Below are 21,621 nucleotides of genomic sequence, written 5' to 3' on the forward strand. Positions count from 1 at the left end.
GGTCACTGGTCAGTCGCTTCGGAGAGCGTATCGGCCCGGTACTCGGCCCAGCCGAAGTCGGCCGGCGCCCCCGCTCCGGTGAGGTCCTGGGCGCACAGCCCGATGAAGGCACCGGTGAATCCCCAGGAGCGGAAGTGGCCGGTGTCCGGGTCGCCCTGGGTGGCGCTCTCGTCGGAGAGCGGGGTGGTGTCCAGCTCCGGCCCGACCGGCCGCCACACGCCCGGCCCCGCCGGGCGGACGGAGAACAGGGCGCGGTCCCCCCGTACCGCCAGCCGCAGGTCCAGGGGGCCGTCCCCCACGGGCACGGGGGCGCTGGGTTCGCTGTAGACGCCGTGGCCGCAGACGCCCAGGCGCACGACGCGGCCGAGCTCCTCGTCCCAGGTGAGGTGGAGATAGTGCCAGAGCGTGGAGTTGTAGTAGTGGGTCAGGCCGGCCATCTGGAGTGGTGAGCCGGGCTCGGCGCTCATCGTGGTGGTGAAGGTGAAGTGCGGTGACTGCTGGCGGCGGCCGACGAGGGACTGGTGATGGGTGGAGCCGAGCGACTGGGCGCCCCGCAGCCGCAGGTACCCCGGACGCTCTGTCAGGCTCAGCCAGCGCGGGTCCGGGTGCCGGCGCAGGGTGGACCAGACGGGGCCGAGGACCGGACCGTCGAAGTCGTCGCGGACGGGCGGCGCCGGGAGAGGCGCCGGGGGCAGCGCGGGCCCGGCTACGGCGGAGCGCGGCGTGGCCGGGGTGTCCTCGCCGGTCGCGGCGGCGGCCAGCCTCGGCCAGCCGTCGGGAGGCCACTCGATCCGCTGTATCGCGGTCTCCCGGCCCATGACGCAGGCTCCGCGCGGGCTGAGCGGCCGGGCCACCAGGTGGGCGAGGAACCACTCCCCGGCCGGAGTGGAGACCAGGCTGCCGTGTCCGGCCTTCTGCAGCGGGTGGTCCGCGTGCCCGGCGGAGGTGAGCAGCGGGCCTGCCGGGTCGGTCTCGTACGGCCCTTCCGGACGGCGGGCGCGGGCCACGGTGACGGCGTGGTTCCAGCCGGTGCCGCCTTCCGCGGTGAGCAGGTAGTACCAGTCGTCGTGGCGGTAGAGGTGGGGGCCCTCAGTGTGGGCGAGGCCGGTGCCGTTGAAGATCCGGTGGACCGGTCCGGTCACCCGGCGGGCTGCCCGGTCCCACTCCTGGAGGAGGATGCCGCCGAAGGGGTGGCGTCCGGGCCGGTGGTCCCACTCCATCCACAGCGCCCAGCTGGACCCGTCGCCGCCCGGCCCGTCGTCGTGGAAGAGGGACGGGTCGAAGCCGTGCGAGGGGAACGGCACGGGGTCGGACCAGGGACCCTGGGGCGTGGGGGCGGTGACGACCTGGTTGCGTACGTCCTTGAACGCGCCGGCGAGATTGGTGACGTCGCTGAAGACGAGGTGGAACTGCCCGTCGGTGTAGGAGAGACAGGGTGCCCAGATGCCGCCGGAGTCGGGTCTGCCGGTCAGTTCGACCAGCCGTTCCTCGTCCAGCACGCCGCCCAGGGGCTGCCAGTGCACGAGGTCCCGTGAGTGGTGGAGGGTGACGCCCGGGAGCCATTCGAAGGTCGAGTTGGCGATGTAGTAGTCGGTGCCGACCCGCAGGATGGAGGGGTCGGGGTGGAATCCGGGCAGCACGGGGTTGACGATGGCCCCGGCGCTGCCGCCGGTGAAGCCGGGTTCGCGGATACTCGGCGCGGCGGTCATGGGTCTCCTGACGCGTGGGTGGGAGGGAAGGTGTGCCGCCGGTCAGCCCTTGACGGCCCCGGCCATCACCCCGGAGACGATCCGGCGGGCCAGGACGGTGAACACGACGAGCACCGGCAGGACGGACACCACGACCCCGGCGAGCATCAGCGTGTAGTCGGTGTAGTAACCGGCCGCGAGCTGGTTGAGGGCGATCTGCACCGTGCCGTTCTCCGGGGGCAGGGCGATCAGCGGCCAGAAGTAGTCGTTCCAGGCGAACATGAAGGTGAACATGCCGAGCACGGTGGCGGTGGTCCGTACCCCCGGCACCACCACGTGCCAGTAGGTGCGGAGCAGGCCCGCGCCGTCCATCCGGGCGGCTTCGACAAGTTCGTCGGGGATGTTCTCCTCGACCGCCTGCCGCATCCAGAACACGCCGATCGCGGAGACCAGCGCCGGCACTATGAGCGCGGAGAGCTTCCCGTACAGGCCCATGTCGGTGACGAGCATGGAGAGCGGGATGATGCCGAGCTGGGTGGGGACCATGACGGTGACCACTACGCAGACCAGGAGGAAGCCGCGGCCCGGAAAGCGGAGTTTGGCGAAGGCGAAGCCTGCGAGGGAGGACAGCAGCACGTTGCTGACGGCGGTGGTCGAGGCCACGATCAGTGAGTTGCCCAGCGCCTGCCAGAAGGCGGACAGTTCGAAGACGCGCTGGATGTTCTCGAAGAGGTGCCCGCCCGGAATCAGCGGCGGGGTCGAGCCGGCGAGGACGGAGTTGTCGTCGTGCGAGGCGACGACGAAGCTCCAGTAGAGCGGGAAGACCGAGGCGGCGATGACGGCGGCGAGCACGGCGTACGCGAGCGCTCCGGGTCTCTCGGGGCGGCGGGGGCCCGTCCGGGGCGGCCGGTGGCGCCGACCGCCCTGCTCGGCGCTGCGGGGTGCCGGAGCGCGGGTGGGTGTGGTGAGGGCCATGGAGTTCTCCTGATACCGGGTCAGCCGCGGTCGGAACGGCGTACGAGCAGGAAGTTCAGTGCGGCGATCGCCGCGATGACGAGGAAGAGCACCCAGGAGATGGCGGAGGCGTATCCGGCGTCGTTGTTGATGAAGCCGTACTTGTAGAGCATCAGCGTCAGGGTCTGGAACTGGTGCTCGGCGCCCCCCTCGGCATTGCCCTGCTGGTCGAAGAGGAAGGGTTCGGCGAAGAGCTGGAGTCCGCCGATGGTGGAGATGACCACCGTGAACACGACGGTGGGGCGGATGGACGGCAGGGTCACCTTGAGGAAGGTGCGCAGCCGTCCGGCTCCGTCGATCTGGGCGGACTCGTACAGTTCGCGCGGGACGGCCTGCATCGCGGCGAGGTAGATCAGCGCGTTGTAGCCGGTCCAGCGCCACATGACCATGAAGCTGATCGCGAGGTGCGAGCTCCAGGTGTCGGCGGTCCAGTCGACCGGGGAACCGATGAGGCCCAGGCCCTCCAGGGCCCAGTTGACAATGCCGAAGTCCCGGCCGAAGAGCTGGGAGAAGACGAGTGCGACGGCGACGACGGAGACGTACTGCGGTACGAGCACGAGGGCCCGCCACACGCTGCTGGCACGGAGCTTGCGGTCCAGCAGCCAGGCCAGGGCGACGGCGGCCAGCAGCTGGGGGGCCGTGGAGAGCACGAAGATGCTCAGTGTGTTGAACGTGGCGGTGTAGAAGTCGGAGTCGCCGAGCAGCCGGGTGAAGTTGTCGAATCCGGTCCAGTCACCGGGGCCGGCGAGACGGTCCCAGTCGTGCAGCGAGACCCAGAAGGTCTGGAGCAGCGGGTAGAGCCCGAAGATGCCGAAGACGACGAAGAAGGGGGCGATGAAGAGGTAGGGCAGCAGATGCCGCTCCGGCCGCAGCCGGCCGGCTCGGCGTCCACTCCTTCCGTGGCCCGGTTGGATGCGTGCCTGGAGCGCCATGCGCGTACTCCGTGTGGTGTGTCGGGGTCGGACGGGGTGGGTGGGGGCCGCGGCGGTGCCGGGACGGCGCCGGCACCGCCGCTCACGGTCAGCGGAGGTTCTTGTCCGCCTCTTCGAGCGCCTTGTTCCATGCCTTGTCCGGGTCGGCCTTGCCCTGCTCGACGAGCTGGAGGGCGTTGCCGAAGGGGATGCGCGCCTGCTGGTCCTTGGTGCCGCGATAGTTCGGCTGGAGACCCTTGGCCGAGGACACGAAGATCTCGCCGGTGGGCGCGTCGCTGAAGTAGGGCTGCTTCGTCCCCTTGATCTCCGGATCGTTCAAGACCGTGACGAGGGAGGGCAGGGCGCCGACCGGGCCGGTGAAGATCTTCTTTTGGGAGGCGGCAGAGGTCAGGAAGTCGGCCAGCGCGGCCGCCTCCTTCACGTGCTTGCTCTGCTTGGGGACGGTGAGGAAGGACCCGCCCCAGTTGCCGCCGCCGCCGGGGACGGCCGCGATGTCCCACTTTCCGGCGTTCGCGTCACCGGCGGCGGTCTTGATCTGGCCGGTCATCCAGGCCGGGCAGGTCATGGTGGCCATCCGCCCCTGCTTGATCCCCGCGTTCCACTGCTGGCTGAAGGGCTGGAGGTTGGCCGACTGGTGGTCGGCGGTCGCTTCCGCCGTGGCCTCGAAGAACTCGTGGACCTTCGGGTTGGTGTTGCCGACGTACTTGTCATCGGCGTCGAAGAACCCGTACCGGGTCTGGTTCATCATCGCGGTGAAGATGTTGCCCGAGCTGTCGAACCAGGCCTTGTCCTTCACCTTCTTCCGGAAGGTGTCGCCGGCGGCGAAGTAGGCGTCCCAGGTGGGCCAGAGCTTGGCCACCTCCTCGCGGTCCGTGGGGAGTCCGGCCTGCGCGAAGAGGTCCTTGCGGTAGCAGATGGCCAGGCTTCCGACGTCGGTGCCGTAGCCCATCACGAAGCCGGTGCCTCCGAGGGTGCCCTGATCCCACTTCCAGCCCAGGTACTCGCCCTTGCGCTTCTGCGCGCCGAAGTCGGCGAGGTTGGTGAACTTGTCCTTCACGGCCCGGAACTTGGGGAGGTACCCCTCCTCGATGGCGACAACGTCGGCCGCTCCGCTGCCCGAGGCGATCTGGGTGGACAGCTGGTTGTGGTGCTGGTCGAACTGGGAGATGCGCTCCTTGATCACGATGTCGGGGTGCGACTTCTCGTACTCCTTGATGAGCGGCTTGTAGCCGAAGTCGCTGAACGTGGCCACGGTCAGGGTGATCTTTCCGTCGGCGTCCCCGCTGTCGGCGCCACAGGCGGACAGGGCGACGAGGGCGACGGTGGCGGTGAGCGCCGCGGCGGTTCTGCGGGCACGCGTACGGCCCATGGTGGTCCTCCGGGACAGGTACGGGATGAAGTCGCACCAAGGTCGCGCCGACCCGAAACATCTGTCAATAGTTTCGCGAAAATCTACGGGAAGTTGAAATGAGCTGCATCACCGCAGGGTGCAGCACTCCTTCTACGCCGGTTGATAACTGCACAAAACACAGCATATTTGGGCTCACGGCATCTCGTGGACCCAAGGAGTCCGGAAAAGTTTCGTAGCGATGCGTCGCTGACCTGCAACGGTCAACGAAACTTTCGGGCACTCTTGCCCCGTACTTTCCGCGGCTCCATCATTCGAGCGCTCACCGGCCGCCACCCCATGGCCCGCCGCATCCGCCCCTCCCCCTCTGGAGCCGCCATGAGAAATCCGACGCCACGCCGACCCCTGCTCCGGGCAGCGGGAGCGGGGGCCGTGGCCCTTGCCGCCCTGCTCTCGTTCGTTGGGCTCGGCACCCCCTCTTCCGCATCGGCCGCCATCCCCACCGCCGCCTCGGTCCGCGGGGTGCCGGCCGACGGCAAGGTCATGATGGTGATGGGCCAGGACAGCGACACCCTGTCCGACTACCGCGCCGACGTGCTCGGCCGGCCGGAGCTGGGGGCGCCGGCACCGGGCGGAGTCACCCTCTACACCAATCTGGTGCTCGGCGGCTCGCCCGCACCGCTGGCCGGCATGGACGGGCCGGTCGACTGGGGCGCGGGCACGGTCGACTTCGCCCGGACGATGAACGAGTACCCGGACGCGGCCGTGGCCGTCGGGCTGTACCTCTCCGACGCCACCTCCGGCTGCAACAACCAGCCGCTGCGCGCCATCATCGGGCGCAACGACGACGACGTCACGGCGGGCAGCCCGAACCTCATCACTCAGTACCGGGACAAGGTCGACCAGATGATCAACCGGTTCAAGAGCTACGACCGGGACATCCTGCTGCGCATCGGCTACGAGTTCGACGGGCCCTGGAACTGCTACAACGCCGACTTCTACAAGGACGCCTTCCGCTACATCAAGGGACGCATCGACGCCCTCGGGGCCACGCGCGTGGCGACCGTCTGGCAGAGCGCCGCCTGGCCGGTGAACACCAGCACCGATCACCCGGAGTGGGGCTACATCGTCACCGACCCCGGCCACTTCGACGACTGGTATCCGGGCGACGCCTACGTCGACTGGGTCGGCCTGTCCGCCTTCTACAACTCCCGCTCGGTACAGACCCAGTGGGGCTGCGGCTCGCACGACACCGATCCGGTCGGCCTGCAGAACCGGGTGCTGGACTTCGCCCGGACGCACGGCAAGCCCGCGATGGTCGCGGAGGCCGCACCCCAGGGAGCCAGGACCGGCGCCAACACCGCGAGCTGCATCTTCACCAACAGCCCGGCACCCGCGAGCGGCCAGGCCATCTGGGACGGCTGGCACGCCGGCTACTTCGACTGGGTGAACACCAACAAGGACGTCATCCGCGCGGCGGCCTACATCAACACGAACTGGGACTCCCAGACCCAGTGGCAGTGCTCACCCGGCGCCCAGGCGGGCGGCCCCGGCTGCGCGAACGGAAACTGGGGCGACTCCCGCGTCCAGGCGAATGCCACGGTTCTGGACAATTTCGTCGCCGAGATCAAGAAGCCACTGTGGTCGACCGGCACCGGCCGGCTCACGCCCCCCGTCCTCAGCCGGACCGCCCCCTGATGCTCCTCCGGGGTGCCGGGCCGGCCGGTCCGCGCACGGCACCCCGTCCCGCCCACCACGCACCGAGGAGACCCATGCCCCTCGTGACCCCACGCCTGCGCCGCATCCGGCGCGCCCTCGCCACCGCGACGGCCGCCGCACTGCTCCTGCTCACCGCACAGACGGCCACCGCCTCCACGACCGACCCGGCCGCGCCCGAACTGCTGCTCGGCCAGTCCACCCGTGGCGCGCTCAACGACTTCAACTCCTTCGCCCAGGGCGCCGACGGCGGCTCGGTCTACTACGAACTGCGCAGCGGCGACTGGGTCAACGCCGAACACCGTGCCTTCGCCGAGGAGCTGGCCTCCCAGGGCAAGACCGTGCAGATCGGCATCAGCTGGAAGGACAACCCGCCCGGCTTCGAGGGCGGCGACGAGAATGCCAAGGCCGCCAGATCACGGGCGGTCACCGCCGAGATCGCGGCGGGCGGCCACACCGCCCAGCTGGACCGCCTGCTCGCGTTCACCAACGCCCACCCCTCGGCCGCGTTCAAACTGCGCCTGGACTACGAGGTCAGCACCTTCTACCACTGCACCGACGCGAGCTGTTCCTCGTACAAGAACGCCTTCAACACGCTCGCCGCCTACCTGGACGGGCACTCCACCGCGCACAACGTGTCGTTCGTCTACCACCCGGTACGCGGCGAGTTCGAGGCGCTGTATCCCGGGGACGCGGCCGTCGACTGGGTGGGGGTCTCGATCTTCGCCCACGAGCTCTGCCTGCCGATCCAGGAGCACGGCTACCTCTACAACGGCACCCCGCCGCAGAACTACGACATCGCCGCGAACCAGTGCCGCAACGCGTACATCGACACCGACGCCAACGGCAACCCGGCTGCCGTGTGGCGCAATTTCGACCACGACGCCAACGTCCTCAAACTGGTCAAGTTCGCCAAGGACCACGGCAAGCCGGTCATCCTCTCCGAGGCGGGCATGATGAACTTCACCGCCGACAACGGCAGTACGGACGGCCTGGAGCAGCAGCAGGGCGACCGCTGGGTGCGGCGGCTCTTCTCGCTGATGAACTACCGGGGCCCGATCCCCAACCTCCCCGGCGAGTACGACCTGCGCGGGGTGATCCGTTCAGTCGTCTATATCAATCTGGACTTCCGCTACGGCTGGGACGGCATCGACGACGGCAGCTTCGACTTCGCGCCGGACACGACCTGGTTCGTGGACGGCCGGCTGTCCCGCTACACGGCGGCCAAGGCCTCCTTCTGCCGCGGACTCGCCGACAACGGCTTCACCGCGCGATGCCGCTGACGGCGGTGCCCCGCGACCGCGTGCGTCGCCGTCGTCTTTCCCGCTCTCCCCACTTGAGAGGAACACCGTGCGCCCTACAGCACCCCACCGTCCGCGAGCGTCGGCCCTCCTGGTCGCGGCGGTCCTGGCCGGCTCCCTGATCTCCGGCGGGGCGCGGGACAGCACGGCGGCCGGCCGGGCCGCCGCGGCCCCCGAGGTGATCACCGTGGACACCGGCCGCCAGTCCGGACCGCTGACCAAGGCCGGGCTCGGCACCCTGTTCGGCGTGACGACGACCCCCGACACCCCGGCCGCGCTCGCCGACGGTGCTCAGGTACTGCTCGCCCAGCACCAGAGCCCGGACGGCGACATCTCCTACCCGAGCTCCACGGAGTCGGTGGCCGGGAAGCTCCGGGGCACCGGGGTGAAGATGGTCGGCCGCTACAACGATCTGATGGGCGGCTGGCCGTACGTCTGGAAGGGCGTCGACGACTGGATGGGCAAGGTCGACAGCGCGACCCGCTCGATCCAGAAGTACAAGGACGTGCTGGCCGCGGTGGCCCCGCTCAACGAACCGGACAACAAACTCGGCCCGCGGGCGGACAGCCCGTTCATGACCGACCCGCGCGTCCCCGGCGCCACCTACGACGCCAAGGTCAACTGGCTCTGGACGGCCACGGTCCGCCGTATCCGGACCCTCGACACCACCGTGAAGATCATGGGCCCCAACTACGAGCACTACAACCCGTGGGAGTCCGCGGACCGGCAGCCGCGGATGCGGGACTTCCTGGTCAACGCCAAGGACACCGGCACGCTGCCCGACATCATCGGCTGGCACAGCCTCGGCCCCAGTCCGGGCGACGTACCCGAGAGCCTGACCCGCTACTACCGCCCGCTGGAGAAGGAGCTCGGGATCTCTCCCCGGCCGGTCATGATCGAGGAGTACGGACCGGGCAACGGCGAGTTCGAGGGCGTGCCCGGCACCATGATCAAGCACTGGGCGGAATTCGCCCGGTACGGCGTCGACTCGGCGGCCATGGGCATCTACACCAACCCCGGGCTGCTCGGCAACAGCCTGCGCCGCACCCCCGGCGGACTGAAGCCCAACGGGGGCTGGTACTTCATGAACTGGTTCCGTGAACTGCGCGGCTCCCAACTGGCCGTCAGCCGCTGGGACACCCGGCACTACCAGGGTTCCGACGCGGTGGCGTCCTGGGACTCCGCGTCGCGCGCGGTGACGGTGCTGGCGGGTGGCGACGACGGCGATATCGACCTGCGGCTGCTCGGACTGGCCGCACGGGGCCTCGGGCCGCAGGTCAGAGTCAGGATCGACTACGCGAAGTGGACCACCGATCCGCTCGCGACCGACCGCCGGGCCGAGCGGGCGGGCGACCCCCAGACCGGGACGTACCACCTGTACGACAAGGTGCTGCCGCTGGACGCGGGCGGAGACCTCACGGTCCCCCTCCGCGGGATGGAACGCCTCAACGGCTACCGGGTGATCGTCGAGCCGGCCGCCCCGGCCGCCGCGTACCCCGGTACGTACGAGGCGGAGGACGCGCAGCAGTCCGGCACCGTCGCGCACACCGGCGGCGACGCGGTCCTCGCCTCCGGCCGGGGTTACGTCGGCGGGATCGACGGGCCGGACAGTTCGGTGACCTTCACCGTGGAGGCGGCGAAGTCGGGGATCCATCTGCTGACCGTGCGCTACGCGAACGGCACCGCCGCCACGGCCACCCACGAGGTACGGGTGGGCGGACAGGCGCAGGGTCCGGTGACCTACCCGGCCACCGGGGGCTGGGCGGACACGACGATGGGCACCGCGGTCAAACGCGTCGCGCTCGCGGCGGGCCCCAACACGGTGACACTGGCCAAAGGCACCGGATACGCCGAGCTCGACTTCGTCGACGTGCGCCCCGACACCCACCGCTACGAGGCGGAACTCGCCGCGGTGACCGACGCGGGCCTGCGGCACTACCAGTGGAACGAGTTCCCCGACTACGTGGGCGGGATCGACGGGCCCACCAGTTCGGTGGAGTTCGCCGTCGACGCGCCGCGAGCCGGCTCCTACCTCGTCGACGTCGGGTACGCCAACGGGCAGCCGGGGACGGCCAGTCACCTGATGACGGTCAACGGGGCCGGAGCGGGGACGGTCTCCTACCCCTCGACCGGCGACTGGCTGAGCGGGCCCCGGCAGGACGCCGTCGCGGGCACAGCCACCGTCCGGGTCACCCTGTCCGAGGGGGTGAACCGGATCAAGCTCACCAAGGCGGAGGGATTCGCCGAACTGGACTGGCTCGCCCTGCGTCTCGCGTGACGGGGTGTCCCGCCGCAGCCCGTGCCCGGGAGGGGGCGCACGCTCTCCCGGGCACGGGCGTGCCGGTCAGCCGGACCCGTAGAGGTCCGAGAGGCTGATGCCGGTGGTGGCGCCCTCGCCGCCGAGCGGGACCTGGTGGTCGAGGCTGACGAACTTGCCGCCTTCCTGCCAGAGGGCCGGCTTCAGGAGGGCGTACTTCGCCTCGTCCCAGGTGGTCCAGTCGTTGTTGAGGAGTCCGCCGGTGTCACCCGAGTTCGGGTTGAGGCACCAGAAGGTCTGGCTGATCCGGTTCTCGACGATCAGGTCGCGCAGTGCCTTCATCCACTTCTCGTTGGGGCCGTTGTCGAGGAAACCGCCCCATTCGCCGATGAGCAGAGGTGCGGTGTTGTTCTTGTGCAGATAGAGCCAGTTGGGATCCCAGACGTCGCGCTCCAGCGTCGTGCGGTCCCAGGTGCCCTGGAACCACGGCTGCTGGAAGACGAGCGGCCCGTAGTCGTGCGGGGAGTAGACCAGTTGGTCCTGCTGGGCGCCGAGGTCGACCGGGTGCTCGGCCGCCCCGCGGAGGTTTCCGCCCCACCAGTCGTAGTGGTAGTCAGCCTCCGCCGTGGAGCTCCAGTCCGTGCCGTTCTTCGGGTAGACCTCGATGCCCTCGCAGAGGATCAGCACCTTGGGGTTGACCGCCAGGATGCGCTTGCCCGCGGTCTCACAGGCGTACTTGAAGTTGTCCTGGTCGGTGGAGCCGTCCCATTTGGCGCGCGGGCTTTCGGACTGCTTGCCGTGCGGCTCGTTCTTGATGTCCATCGCCACGAGGGTGTCGTCGTCCTTGTAGCGGTCCGTGACCCATTCCCAGGCGGTGTAGAACTGCTCGGTGGTGATCGAGCCCTTCCACCACACCGGGTGGATGTGCCCGGAGTTGTCGGCCTCGGCGCTGTGCACGTCCAGCAGCACCTTGATCCCGTACTTCCGGGCCGTCGCGAGGAAGGCGTCGAAGACCTCCAGCGTCGTCTTGTCCTTCAGTTCGGGGTTGGCCCAGGTGTTGACCGCGCTCGGGACAGCTGCCTGGCCGTTCTTCCATTCCAGGAGCAGCTGGGTCGAGATGGGCACACGGACGATGTTGATGCCGCGCTGGGCCATCTGCTGGGTGACGGTATCCAGATTGGCCGACCACAGCCCGTGGAAGACCCGTTCGGTGGCGTTGAAGCCGAACCAGTTGGCCCCGGTCAGCCAGACCCGGTGACCGCTCTGGTCAACGATCCGGTTTCCGTCGGTGTGCAGCCAGTCGTCCCCCGCCGCGGCCCGGGAGGGGGCGGCGGGGGCGGGGGCGGCCTCGGCGGCGACCGGGCCGCAGAGTGCGAACAGTGTCGCCGTGGCGGTGGCGGCCGCCGCCACGGCGAGGCGCTTCCTTCTGAACGAGATCATGCGTCTGGCTCCTTGGGGTGGGAGCGCTCCCAATGTGCCACGGACCCTGTGTCCGCGAAGGGGGCATCGGGATCTTCGGGCAGCACCCGTGAGGGCCCCGGCCGGGCGAGAACGGTGCGCGACGCCGGCCGGGAGGGTGCCCGCGTTCGGAACCGTGACACCGCGCCGCGGGGCGTGTCAACGCTTTCGTCATTGTTTCGTGATCCTCGCCCCGGGGTGCCGCGGCGGCTCGACTTTGCGAATGTCACCACCCTTGCCCGGCCTACGAGTTGACCTATATAACGTTGTAAATATGGCCTCGGGACAAGCTGTCCGGACGCCTGGACACCAGCGCGGACACCGCTCAGGAGACCACCATGACTCTTCGTTCCGCCCGCTCCGACGACGCGAGCGAGACCCCGGCAGCCGGCTCCACCCGGCGTCAGGTATGCCGCGACGCCGCCGTGATCGGACTCGCGGCCGGCTCGCTCGCCCTGCCCGCGGCGGGGACCGCGGGGGCGGCCCCGGCCCCGGCCGGGGCCGCGCGCCACTCACCCCGGCCTCCGCTCGATGTGCGGTCCCTCGCCCACCGGCGGTACGGCGCCGACGCCGACTGGTACGCCGCGAACATCCCGTTCGTCGACCTTCCCGACGACACCGTCCAGGACACGTACTACTACCGCTGGGAGGCGTTCAAGAAGCATCTGCGCTCCACGGCCGACGGCATGCTCATCACGGAGTTCCTGCCCTCCGTCTCGTGGGAGGGCGCCAACTCGACCATCAGCGCGGCCGTCGGGCACCACATCCACGAGGCGCGCTGGCTGCGCGACCGCACCTACGTCGAGGACACGCTCGCCTGGTGGCTCGGGGGCGGCGGGGCCCTGCGCCAGTACACCTCCTGGATCGGGGACGCGGTGTGGGCGGACTATGAGGTGAGCGGCGACAGCCGGGTGCCGCTCGCCCATCTCGACGCGCTCCGGGCCGATCTCGCCGCCTGGGAAACGCATTACGACCAGGACATGGAGCTCTACTGGATCGCTCCGGTCAACGACGCCACCGAGTTCACGACGAGTGGTCTCGACGTGGGCGACGGCTGGGCCGGAGAGGCGTTCCGGCCGACTCTCAACAGCTATCTGTTCGCCGGTCATCGCGCGGTGGGACGGATCGCCGGGCTGGCCGGGGACCGCGCGTTGGAGGGGGCGCACGCCGCGCGGGCGGGGAAGCTTCGGGCGCGGGTGCAGGAGGCCCTGTGGAGCCCGGAGTTCGGGCACTTCACGGACCGGTTCGGACCGCAGTACCCGGAGCGCCGGTCCGGCTTCGTCAGCGGCCCGGAACTGGCCGGATTCGTCCCGTGGTACTTCGGCCTTCCCGACGCGCGGTTCGACGGGGCGTGGCGCTCCCTCACCGACCCGGCCGCGTTCGCCGGGCCGCACGGGCTGCGGACGATCCTGCCCTCGTCGCCGTACTACCTGGTCCAGCACCGCACGCCCGGCAGCAGTCCGGGCGAATGCGAATGGAACGGGCCGTCCTGGCCGTTCCAGACGAGCCAGGTGCTCACCGCGATGGCCCGGCTGCTCGACGAGCGGCCCCACTCCCCCGTGGGGGCCGACGACTACGCGGCGCTGCTGCACCAGTACGCCGCCCAGCAGCGCAAGGACCGGCGCCCTTATGTCGCGGAGAACCTCGACCCGGACACCGGGAAGTGGATCGCCGACTTCCCGGACCGCAGTGAGCACTACAACCACTCGACCTTCGCCGACCTCGTCCTGTCGGGACTGCTGGGGCTGCGCCCGTCGGCGGGCGACACGCTGCGGGTGCGGCCGCTCGTGCCGCGTTCATGGGACCACTTCGCACTTCAGAACGTTTCCTACCACGGCCGCGAGGTCAGCGTCGTCTACGACCGGGACGGCAGCCACTACCGATTGGGCATCCGGGGACTGTGCGTCTGGGTGGACGGCCGGCTCGTGGCGTCGGGGCGTCCGCTGTCGGGGACGACGGTCGATCTGCGCCCCGCTCCGGTGCGCCGTCCCGCCCCGCTCGCCAACCGTGCCTTCAACCACAAGGGGGAGGGCTTCCCGCAGGCCACGGCGTCCTCCTCGGGCGACGGCACACAGCCGGCGGCTGCCGTGGACGGCCGTGTCTGGTTCGACCGCACCCCGGTCAACCGCTGGGTGTCCGGGTCCGACGGCGCCCGGACCGTGGAATTCACGGTCACGACGGCTGCCGAGGTCACCGTGGACCGGGCGCGGATCCACTACTGCGACGAGGGGCCCGGCTCCGGCATCCGGATACCCGCCGACCACCGCCTCCAGTACCGGGAGGGCGACCGCTGGCACGACGTGCGGACGGGCCCGGGCTCTGACCGCGCGCCGGCCCCGAACACGGCGACGGCCCTGCGGTTCGCACCGGTCACCTCGAACCGGTTCCGACTGGTCCTGACGGCCAGGAAGGGATGCCGCGTCGCGCTCGCCGACCTCGAACTCCTCGGCGCCCGGGCCCCGGTGAGCGACTGAGGAACCCGGCGGCACGGTACCGCCACCGCTTCCCCGCGAGAAGCCACGGTTCCGTGGCCGCTCCGTGAACGGGGGGCCGCCCTGGACCCGCTTCACCCGCACGTCCCCACCCCCGGCCGTCCGACGCAAGCCACTTGCGTCGGACGGCCTTCGTGCTGCCCGGGACGACGGACGAGGCAGCCGCCAACACGTACTAATCTCAGGTTTGAGTCATGAATTTGAGCATCATAGGCAGAATCTTGCGCACCAGCGTGGACTTCCTTGCGGTACTACTCCTAGCCTGTGGCACGTCCGCAGAGCCCCCACGAGCCGCAAGGACGATCCCTCAGTGACGCCACCACCCAGACGCCCGTTGCTCAGACGCTCCATATCCGCCTCTCTCTCGCTGGCACTCGCCGCGGTCGGCACCGCCGCCGCCGTGGTCCTGTCCAGCGCTCCGTCCGCCCAGGCGGCGGGGGTCCCCGCCCCCTCCCCCGTCGCGGTTCCCGGTCGCGGTGCGACCGTTCCGTTCAAGGAGCAGGAAGCCGAGTACGCGGCCACCAACGGCACGCTGATCGGCCCGAACCGGCTGTACGGCACGCTGCCCTCCGAGGCTTCCGGCCGGCAGGCCGTGACGCTGGACGCGGTCGGTGAGTACGTGGAGTTCACGCTCACCGCACCCGCCAACGCGATGTCCTTCCGCTACTCACTGCCGGACAGTGCCGCCGGATCGGGCCGGGACGCCTCGATCAACGTGCTGGTGAACGGCGGGTCGCCGAAGTCGGTGCCCGTCACCTCCAAGTACGGCTGGTACTACGGCGGTTATCCCTTCAACAACAACCCGGGCGACACCAACCCGCACCACTTCTACGACGAGGCCCGGACGATGTTCGGGTCGACCCTCGCCGCCGGGACGAAGGTCCGGCTACAGGTCTCCTCCACCTCCGCGTCGCCGTCGTTCACCATCGACCTGGCGGACTTCGAGCAGGTGGCCGCGCCGACCGCCAAGCCGTCCGGCGCACTCGACGTCGTCTCCGACTTCGGCGCCGACCCGACCGGGGCCGCGGACTCGACCGCCAAGATCCAGGCGGCCGTGGACGCGGGGAAGGCGCAGGGCAAGGAGGTCTACATCCCGCAGGGCACCTTCCAGGTCCGCGACCACATCGTCGTGGACAAGGTGACGCTGCGCGGCGCCGGTCCCTGGTACTCCGTGCTGACGGGACGCGACCCCTCCAACCGGAGCAAGGCCGTCGGCGTCTACGGGAAGTACGCCAGGGACGGCGGCAGCAGCAACGTCACGCTCAAGGACTTCGCCATCATCGGTGACATCCAGGAGCGGGTGGACGACGACCAGGTCAACGCCATCGGCGGCGCCCTGTCGAACTCCACCGTCGACAACATCTGGATGCAGCACACCAAGTGCGGCGCCTGGATGGACGGCCCGATGGACAACTTCACCATCAAGAACAGCCGCATCCTGGACCAGACCGCCGACGGCGTGAACTTCCACTACGGCGTCACGAACTCCACCGTCACCAACACCTTCGTCCGCAACACCGGTGACGACGGACTGGCGATGTGGGCGGAGAACATCCCGAACGTGAAGAACAAGTTCACGTTCAACACGGTGATCCTGCCGATCCTCGCCAACAACATCGTGACGTACGGCGGCAAGGACATCACGATCTCCGACAACGTCATGTCGGACACCATCTCCAACGGCGGCGGTCTGCACATCGCCAACCGCTACCCAGGTGTCAACTCCGGTCAGGGAACGGCCGTCTCCGGTACCACGACGGCGGCCCGCAACACCCTGATCCGCACCGGGAACAACGACTACAACTGGCAGTTCGGCGTCGGTGCCGTCTGGTTCAGCGGTCTCAACGAGCCGATCAACGCCACCATCAACATCACCGACACGGAGATCCTGGACAGCTCCTACGCCGCGATCCACTTCATCGAGGGCGCGACCAACGGAGTGCACTTCAAGAACATCAAGATCGACGGCGCCGGTACCTACGCGCTACAGGTCCAGTCCCCCGGCACGGCGACCTTCGACAACGTCGTGGCCACGCACATCGCGCAGTCCAACCCGATCCACAACTGCGTGGGCAGCGGCTTCCAGATCACCCGGGGCACCGGCAACTCCGGCTGGTACGCCGACCCGCCCGCCTGCACCGGCAACTGGCCGGCCCCGGTGTGGACCAACGGCGGTGTGCCGCAGGGCGGCAGCGGCCCGACGGATCCCACCGACCCCACGGACCCGACCGACCCGACCGACCCGCCCACCGACACCGGCAACATCGCCCAGGGCCGTAGCGTGACCGAGTCCGGCCACGCGGACGTGTACGGCGCGTCCAGGGCCGTGGACGGTGACGCGAACACCTACTGGGAGAGCACCAACAACGCCTTCCCGCAGACCATCACGGTCGATCTGGGCGCGGCCAAGGCGGTCAAGCGGCTGGTCCTGAAGCTGCCGCCGGCAGCGGCCTGGGCCACCCGTACGCAGACCCTGAGCGTGTCGGGCAGCACCGACAACAACACGTTCAACTCGCTGAAGGGCTCCGCGGGTTACACCTTCGATCCGTCGAGCGGCAACAAGGCGACCGTCACCCTGCCCGGCACGTCGGCCCGGTATCTGCGGCTGACATTCACCGGCAACACCGGGTGGCCGGCGGCGCAGCTCTCCGAACTGGAGGCCTACACCACCAGCGGCTGAGCCGTGACAGACCGGCCGGCGGACGGACGCGTGAGACGTCCGTCCGGCGGCCGGCGCAGCCGTCGCGAGGGCCCTACGGGCAGCTCAGCGCAGGAAATCCCGGGCGATGGACTCCGCCGCCCGCTCCAGCAGCGGCCCCGCCTCCGCCATGCACACCGCCGGATCCGGCTCAAGCTCGGTGAGCGCGTACGCGCGCCGGATCCCGGCCCGGCCGAGCGCCTCCGGGGGCAGCGCGAGGCGGCCGCAGACCGCGACGACCTCGATACCCGCCGCGCGGGCCGCCGCGGCGACCCCCGCCGGGGCCTTGCCGTGCAGGGTCTGCTCGTCGAGCGAGCCCTCACCGGTGATGACCAGCGTGGCGCGGGCCAGCGCGGGGGCGAAGCCGAGAACGTCGAGCATCACCTCGATGCCGGGCCGGAACCGCGCGCCGAGGGCGACCAGCGCCCCGTAACCGATGCCGCCTGCCGCACCCGCGCCGGGCAGGCGGGCGTGATCCGGGCCCAGTACGGACGCGTAGTGGGCGAGAGCGGCGTCGAGGACCGCGATGTCCTCCTCCGTCGCGCCCTTCTGCCGCCCGTACACCTCGGGGGCGCCCTTCGGTCCGGTCAGCGGGTTGTCCACGTCGCTCGCGAGGATCAGGTCGACCCCGGTGAGCCGCGGGTCGAGCCCGGAGAGGTCCGCGGAGGCGAGGTCGGCGAGCCCGCCGCCGCCCGGACCCACGGGCTTGCCGTCCGCGTCCAGGAACCGCGCGCCCAGCGCGGCCAGCATGCCCGCGCCGCCGTCCGTCGTCGCACTGCCGCCGACCCCGAACACGATGGTCCGCGCGCCCGCTTCGAGCGCGGCGAGCAGCAGTTCTCCGGAGCCGTACGTGGTCGCGGTGAGCGGGGCGAACACCCCCTCGGGAAGGTGCTGGAGGCCGGAGGCCTCCGCCATCTCCACCACCGCCGTGGTGTCGCGCAGGGCGTACGCCGCCGTCACGGGGTCACCGAGCGGCCCGGTCACGCGCGCCTCGCGGCGCTCGAATCCGGCGGCCACCGCGGCGGCCACCGTGCCGTCGCCGCCGTCGGCCACGGGCAGGGTCTCGACGGGCACCTCGGGCGCGATGCGCCGCAGCCCCGCCGTAACCCGCTCCGCGACCTGCACCGCCGTGAGCGAGCCCTTGAACTTGTCCGCCGCGACGAGCACGCGTGCGGTCTCCATCACTGCTCCGTCCGTCACCTTGAATCCCTTTGCTTTCGAACAGGCAGTCGCGCCGCCCCGACCATATCCGGATCACCCGCTCCCTGCCCATGGGTGTCCGTGCCCTGGACCCGCGCCCGAAAGACCCTAGGCTGCTCGTGTGACCACCGATGACTACGCCACGTATATCGACGGACTCCCCAAGGTGCTCGCGGGCGCCGCCTGCGTCTTCCGGGATGCGGAGGGCCGGCTGCTGCTCGTCGAGCCGAACTACCGGGACGGCTGGACCCTGCCGGGCGGCACGATCGAGTCGGCCGACGGCGAGACCCCGCGGCAGGCGGCCCGGCGCGAGTCGGCCGAGGAGATCGGCCTCGATCTGGAGCCGGGCCGGCTGCTCGCGGTCGACTGGGCGCGCGGCACCGCCCGGCCACCGATCGTCGCCTACGTCTACGACGGCGGCGTGCTCGACGAGGAGCAGCTGAAGGCGGTGCGCATCCAGGAGGACGAGCTGCTGTCGTGGAAGCTGGTCGACCGGGCGGAGCTCGGCAGCCATCTGCCCGCCGGGCTCCTGCTGCGGGTGCGGGCGGCGCTGGAGGTGCTGGACTCGGGCGCGGGCGCGGCGGAGCTGGAGGACGGGCTGCCCGTCGGCTCGAACGGGTGATCGCCCCCGCTGCCGGTTGAGGTAGTGTTGATGGCTGCGAAGGGGAGTAGCCCTGCAAACCGGTCGTCGACACACTGGAACCTCCGGGTTCCCGGTGGCCGGGTCCGTGGAAGGTCACGGACGGGCGAGACCTTCGGTCAGGTATGACACACCCGCGTCCCGCGGGTGGTGCCGTCATGCCGGGCCGAGTGGTCCTCCGAAAACGCCCGAGTGGCACTTCGCGGAAGATCCGGGGCCCGGCTCTTACAGAAAGCCACCCGGAATGCATCTCGACCCCCTGGCGATCCTCACCGCTTTCGGGCTGATCTTCCTCGCGGAGCTCCCCGACAAGACGATGTTCGCGTCGCTGGCCATGGGCACCCGCATGCGCCCGCTCTACGTCTGGTTCGGTACGTCGTCCGCGTTCATCGTCCATGTCGCCATCGCGGTCGGGGCGGGTGGTCTGCTCGGGCTGCTGCCCGACTGGATCGTCAAGCTCGTCTCGGCGTCGCTCTTCGCGTTCGGTGCGTTCATGCTGCTGCGCGCCGGCGGGGGCGACGACGATGACGAGGACGCCCCGAAGACCGTGACCGGTTTCTGGCCGGTGTACTCGACGGCGTTCATGGCGGTGTTCATCAGCGAGTGGGGCGACCTGACCCAGATCACCACGGCCAACCTGGCCGCGAGCAACGGCGCCTGGTCCACCGCGATCGGGTCCGCGGCGGCCCTGATGTCCGTATCGGCGCTGGCGCTGCTCGCCGGGCGGTTCATCGCCAAGCGCGTGCCCCTCAAGACGGTCCAGCGGATCGGCGGCCTGTGCATGCTGGGGCTGGCGATCTGGACGGTCATCGAGATCTTCACCGCCTGACCCGCCCGCGTCTAGAAGAGCGTCGGGGTGGTGTCCCGCGTGCCGTTCTCGAACGCCAGCAGCCGCTGCTTGCGGTCGAGTCCGCCGCCGTAGCCGGTGAGGCCCCCCGACGCTCCGATCACCCGGTGGCAGGGCACGATGATGCCGACCGGGTTCTTTCCGTTGGCCAGCCCCACCGCCCGCGAGGCCCCGGGCTTGCCGAGGATCTCCGCCAGTTCGCCGTACGAACGCGTCTCGCCGTAGGGAATGCGCTGGAGCTCGGCCCAGACGGTGCGCTGGAACGGGGTGCCGGCGAGGTCCAGCGGGAGGTCGAACTCCCGCAGCTCACCGGCGAAGTAGGCGTCCAGCTGCCGGATCGTCTCGTCGAAGGGGCCCGGATCGGGCGTGCCGAAGGTCTCCTCGGGCGGACGGTGACGCTGACCGGTCATGTAGAGACCGGCCAGGACCCCGTCGGTGGCGACGAGGGTCAGCTGGCCGTAGGGGCTGTCGGTCACGGTGTGCCGCCGGGCCGCGGAGGCCGTGCTGGTGCGTGCTGAGGTCACGATGAACTTCCCTGTGCCGGAAGGTGGTTGATGGGGTGGTCGTCCACGGTCCACAGGTACTGGACCGCGTACGCCCGCCAGGGGCGCCAGCCCGCCGCACGGGCGGTGAGCGCGGCCGGTGTCGAGGGGAGGCCGAGCTGCTGCGCGGACCGCCGGATACCGAGGTCCGTCGGCAGGAAGGCGTCCGGATCGCCGAGCGCCCGCATGGCGATGACTTCGACCGTCCACGGCCCGAATCCGGGCAGCGCGCCCAGCTCGGCCCGCGCCCTCTCCCAGTCGGTGTCGGTGCCGAGCTTCAGCGAACCGCCCGCCAGCGCCCCGACGAGCGTGGTCAGCGTCCGGCGGCGGCTGCGCGGCAGGGCCAGCTGCTCCGGGTCGAGTCCGGCCAGCGCGTCCGGGGCCGGGAAGAGATGGGTCAGGCCGCCCTCCGGGTCCTCGACGGGGGTGCCGTGGGCGGTGACCAGCCGGGCCGCGTGGGTACGGGCAGCGGCGGTCGACACCTGCTGGCCGAGGACGGCCCGTACGGCGAACTCCGCACCGTCCACAGTTCTCGGCACCCGCCGCCCCGGTGCCTTGTCGACCAGCGGGGCGAGCAGCGGATCGGTGCGCAGCTGTTCGTCGACGGCGACGGGGTCGGCGTCGAGGTCCAGCAGCCAGCGGCAGCGGCTGATGGCGCGGGTGAGATCGCGCGGGTCGGTGAGCGAGAGCCGGCAGGCGATGTGGTCGGGGTGCGGGGTGAGGGCGACGATGCCGTGCCCGTACGGCAGGCCGAGGGTGCGGCGGTAGGCGCCGTCGCGCCACTCCTCCACGCCGGGGACGGCCGTCGCGGCGAGGTGTCCGAAGAGGTTGCTGGGGTTGAGGGGGGCGCGGTAGGGCAGCCGCAGCGCTATCACGCCCGGGGTGGCCGGGGGTTTCGCGGACCTGGCGGCCCGGCCGCGCAGTTCGCCGGGGGCGAGGGCGAAGACTTCGCGGACGGTGTCGTTGAAGGTACGGATCGAGGAGAACCCGGCCGCGAACGCCACCTCGGCCATGGGCAGCCCGGTCGTCTCGATGAGCACCCGCGCGGTCTGCGCGCGCTGCGCCCTGGCCAGGGCCAGCGGCCCCGCCCCCAGTTCCGCGAGCAGCTGCCGCTCGATCTGCCGGGCCGAGTAGCCGAGCCGGGTGGCGAGACCGGTCACCCCTTCGCGGTCGACGACCCCGTCCCGGATGAGCCGCATCGCACGGGCGACGGAGTCGGCGCGGGCGTTCCACTCGGGCGATCCCGGGCTGGTGTCGGGCCGGCAGCGCTTGCAGGCCCGGAATCCGGCCTGCTGGCAGGCGGCGGAGCTCGGGTAGAAGGTCATGTTCTCGACCTTGGGCGGCACGACCGGGCAGCTCGGCCGGCAGTAGATCCCGGTGGTCAGGACCGCCGTGAAGAACCAGCCGTCGAAGCGGGAGTCCTTGGAGCGGACGGCCCGCACGCAGCGCTCGGTGTCGGTGTGCATGGTTCAAGCATGGGGCACCCGG

Annotated in this window: 15 protein-coding genes; 7 read left to right on the forward strand and 8 right to left on the reverse strand. The window is 70.4% G+C overall.

What is annotated here, in order from left to right:
* Positions 1-2: 2 nt before the first annotated feature.
* The 4 genes from ACFVQ0_RS04575 to ACFVQ0_RS04590 all read right to left on the reverse strand — a co-directional run bounded on the left by ACFVQ0_RS04575 (position 3) and on the right by ACFVQ0_RS04590 (position 5,003).
* Complete coding sequence (locus ACFVQ0_RS04575; protein ID WP_390084480.1) at positions 3-1,709, reverse strand: glycoside hydrolase family 43 protein; 1,707 nt, start codon at positions 1,707-1,709, stop codon at positions 3-5.
* A 42-nt stretch (positions 1,710-1,751) separates the two neighbouring features.
* Complete coding sequence (locus ACFVQ0_RS04580; RefSeq protein WP_390084482.1) at positions 1,752-2,663, reverse strand: carbohydrate ABC transporter permease; 912 nt, start codon at positions 2,661-2,663, stop codon at positions 1,752-1,754.
* 20 nt (positions 2,664-2,683) lie between these two features.
* Positions 2,684-3,634 carry a carbohydrate ABC transporter permease gene (locus ACFVQ0_RS04585; RefSeq protein ID WP_390084484.1) on the reverse strand — a complete coding sequence of 317 codons (951 nt, stop codon included), beginning with the start codon at positions 3,632-3,634 and terminating at the stop codon, positions 2,684-2,686.
* A gap of 88 nt (positions 3,635-3,722) precedes the next feature.
* Positions 3,723-5,003: an extracellular solute-binding protein gene (locus ACFVQ0_RS04590; protein WP_390084486.1), complete on the reverse strand. Its 1,281-nt coding sequence runs from the start codon at positions 5,001-5,003 to the stop codon at positions 3,723-3,725.
* Positions 5,004-5,414: 411 nt separating this feature from the next.
* Between ACFVQ0_RS04590 and ACFVQ0_RS04595 the strand changes: the two genes are divergently transcribed.
* The 3 genes from ACFVQ0_RS04595 (at position 5,415) to ACFVQ0_RS04605 (ending at position 10,277) form a co-directional block, all read left to right on the forward strand.
* A complete protein-coding gene (locus tag ACFVQ0_RS04595) occupies positions 5,415-6,680 on the forward strand; it encodes an endo-1,3-beta-xylanase (RefSeq protein WP_390084488.1) in 1,266 nt (421 codons plus the stop codon).
* Between the two features lie 74 nt (positions 6,681-6,754).
* Positions 6,755-7,981 carry a hypothetical protein gene (locus ACFVQ0_RS04600; protein WP_390084490.1) on the forward strand — a complete coding sequence of 409 codons (1,227 nt, stop codon included), beginning with the start codon at positions 6,755-6,757 and terminating at the stop codon, positions 7,979-7,981.
* 67 nt (positions 7,982-8,048) lie between these two features.
* Positions 8,049-10,277 carry a CBM35 domain-containing protein gene (locus tag ACFVQ0_RS04605; RefSeq protein ID WP_390084492.1) on the forward strand — a complete coding sequence of 743 codons (2,229 nt, stop codon included), beginning with the start codon at positions 8,049-8,051 and terminating at the stop codon, positions 10,275-10,277.
* A 66-nt stretch (positions 10,278-10,343) separates the two neighbouring features.
* Here ACFVQ0_RS04605 and ACFVQ0_RS04610 read toward each other — a convergent pair whose 3' ends face one another.
* Entirely contained in the window at positions 10,344-11,696 is a 1,353-nt protein-coding gene (locus ACFVQ0_RS04610) for a glycoside hydrolase family 5 protein (protein ID WP_390084494.1), read from the reverse strand.
* Positions 11,697-12,052: 356 nt separating this feature from the next.
* On the opposite strand from ACFVQ0_RS04610, the gene ACFVQ0_RS04615 reads away from it, so the two are divergent.
* Both ACFVQ0_RS04615 and ACFVQ0_RS04620 read left to right on the forward strand, forming a co-directional pair.
* A complete protein-coding gene (locus ACFVQ0_RS04615; RefSeq protein WP_390084496.1) occupies positions 12,053-14,188 on the forward strand; it encodes a glycosyl hydrolase family 65 protein in 2,136 nt (711 codons plus the stop codon).
* 328 nt (positions 14,189-14,516) lie between these two features.
* A complete protein-coding gene (locus ACFVQ0_RS04620) occupies positions 14,517-16,886 on the forward strand; it encodes a discoidin domain-containing protein (RefSeq protein ID WP_390084497.1) in 2,370 nt (789 codons plus the stop codon).
* A gap of 84 nt (positions 16,887-16,970) precedes the next feature.
* On the opposite strand, the gene ACFVQ0_RS04625 is transcribed toward ACFVQ0_RS04620, so the two are convergent.
* The gene (locus ACFVQ0_RS04625) at positions 16,971-18,086 is read right to left on the reverse strand and encodes a glycerate kinase (RefSeq protein ID WP_390084499.1); all 1,116 of its coding nucleotides are present in this window, start codon (positions 18,084-18,086) and stop codon (positions 16,971-16,973) included.
* 139 nt (positions 18,087-18,225) lie between these two features.
* On the opposite strand from ACFVQ0_RS04625, the gene ACFVQ0_RS04630 reads away from it, so the two are divergent.
* Both ACFVQ0_RS04630 and ACFVQ0_RS04635 read left to right on the forward strand, forming a co-directional pair.
* Positions 18,226-18,726, forward strand: coding sequence for an NUDIX domain-containing protein (locus ACFVQ0_RS04630; RefSeq protein ID WP_390084501.1), 501 nt, complete (start codon positions 18,226-18,228; stop codon positions 18,724-18,726).
* 262 nt (positions 18,727-18,988) lie between these two features.
* Entirely contained in the window at positions 18,989-19,573 is a 585-nt protein-coding gene (locus ACFVQ0_RS04635) for a TMEM165/GDT1 family protein (protein WP_390084503.1), read from the forward strand.
* An 11-nt stretch (positions 19,574-19,584) separates the two neighbouring features.
* Here the strand turns inward: ACFVQ0_RS04635 and ACFVQ0_RS04640 are convergent, their stop codons facing one another.
* Together ACFVQ0_RS04640 and ACFVQ0_RS04645 are read right to left on the reverse strand one after the other, a co-directional pair.
* Entirely contained in the window at positions 19,585-20,115 is a 531-nt protein-coding gene (locus ACFVQ0_RS04640; RefSeq protein WP_390084505.1) for a methylated-DNA--[protein]-cysteine S-methyltransferase, read from the reverse strand.
* Complete coding sequence (locus ACFVQ0_RS04645) at positions 20,112-21,599, reverse strand: AlkA N-terminal domain-containing protein (RefSeq protein ID WP_390084507.1); 1,488 nt, start codon at positions 21,597-21,599, stop codon at positions 20,112-20,114. Before ACFVQ0_RS04645 ends, ACFVQ0_RS04640 begins: the two co-directional genes overlap by 4 nt.
* Between the last annotated feature and the right edge of the window lie 22 nt (positions 21,600-21,621).

It is taken from the genome of Streptomyces sp. NPDC057900, assembly GCF_042887885.1.
Taxonomy (GTDB): domain Bacteria; phylum Actinomycetota; class Actinomycetes; order Streptomycetales; family Streptomycetaceae; genus Streptomyces.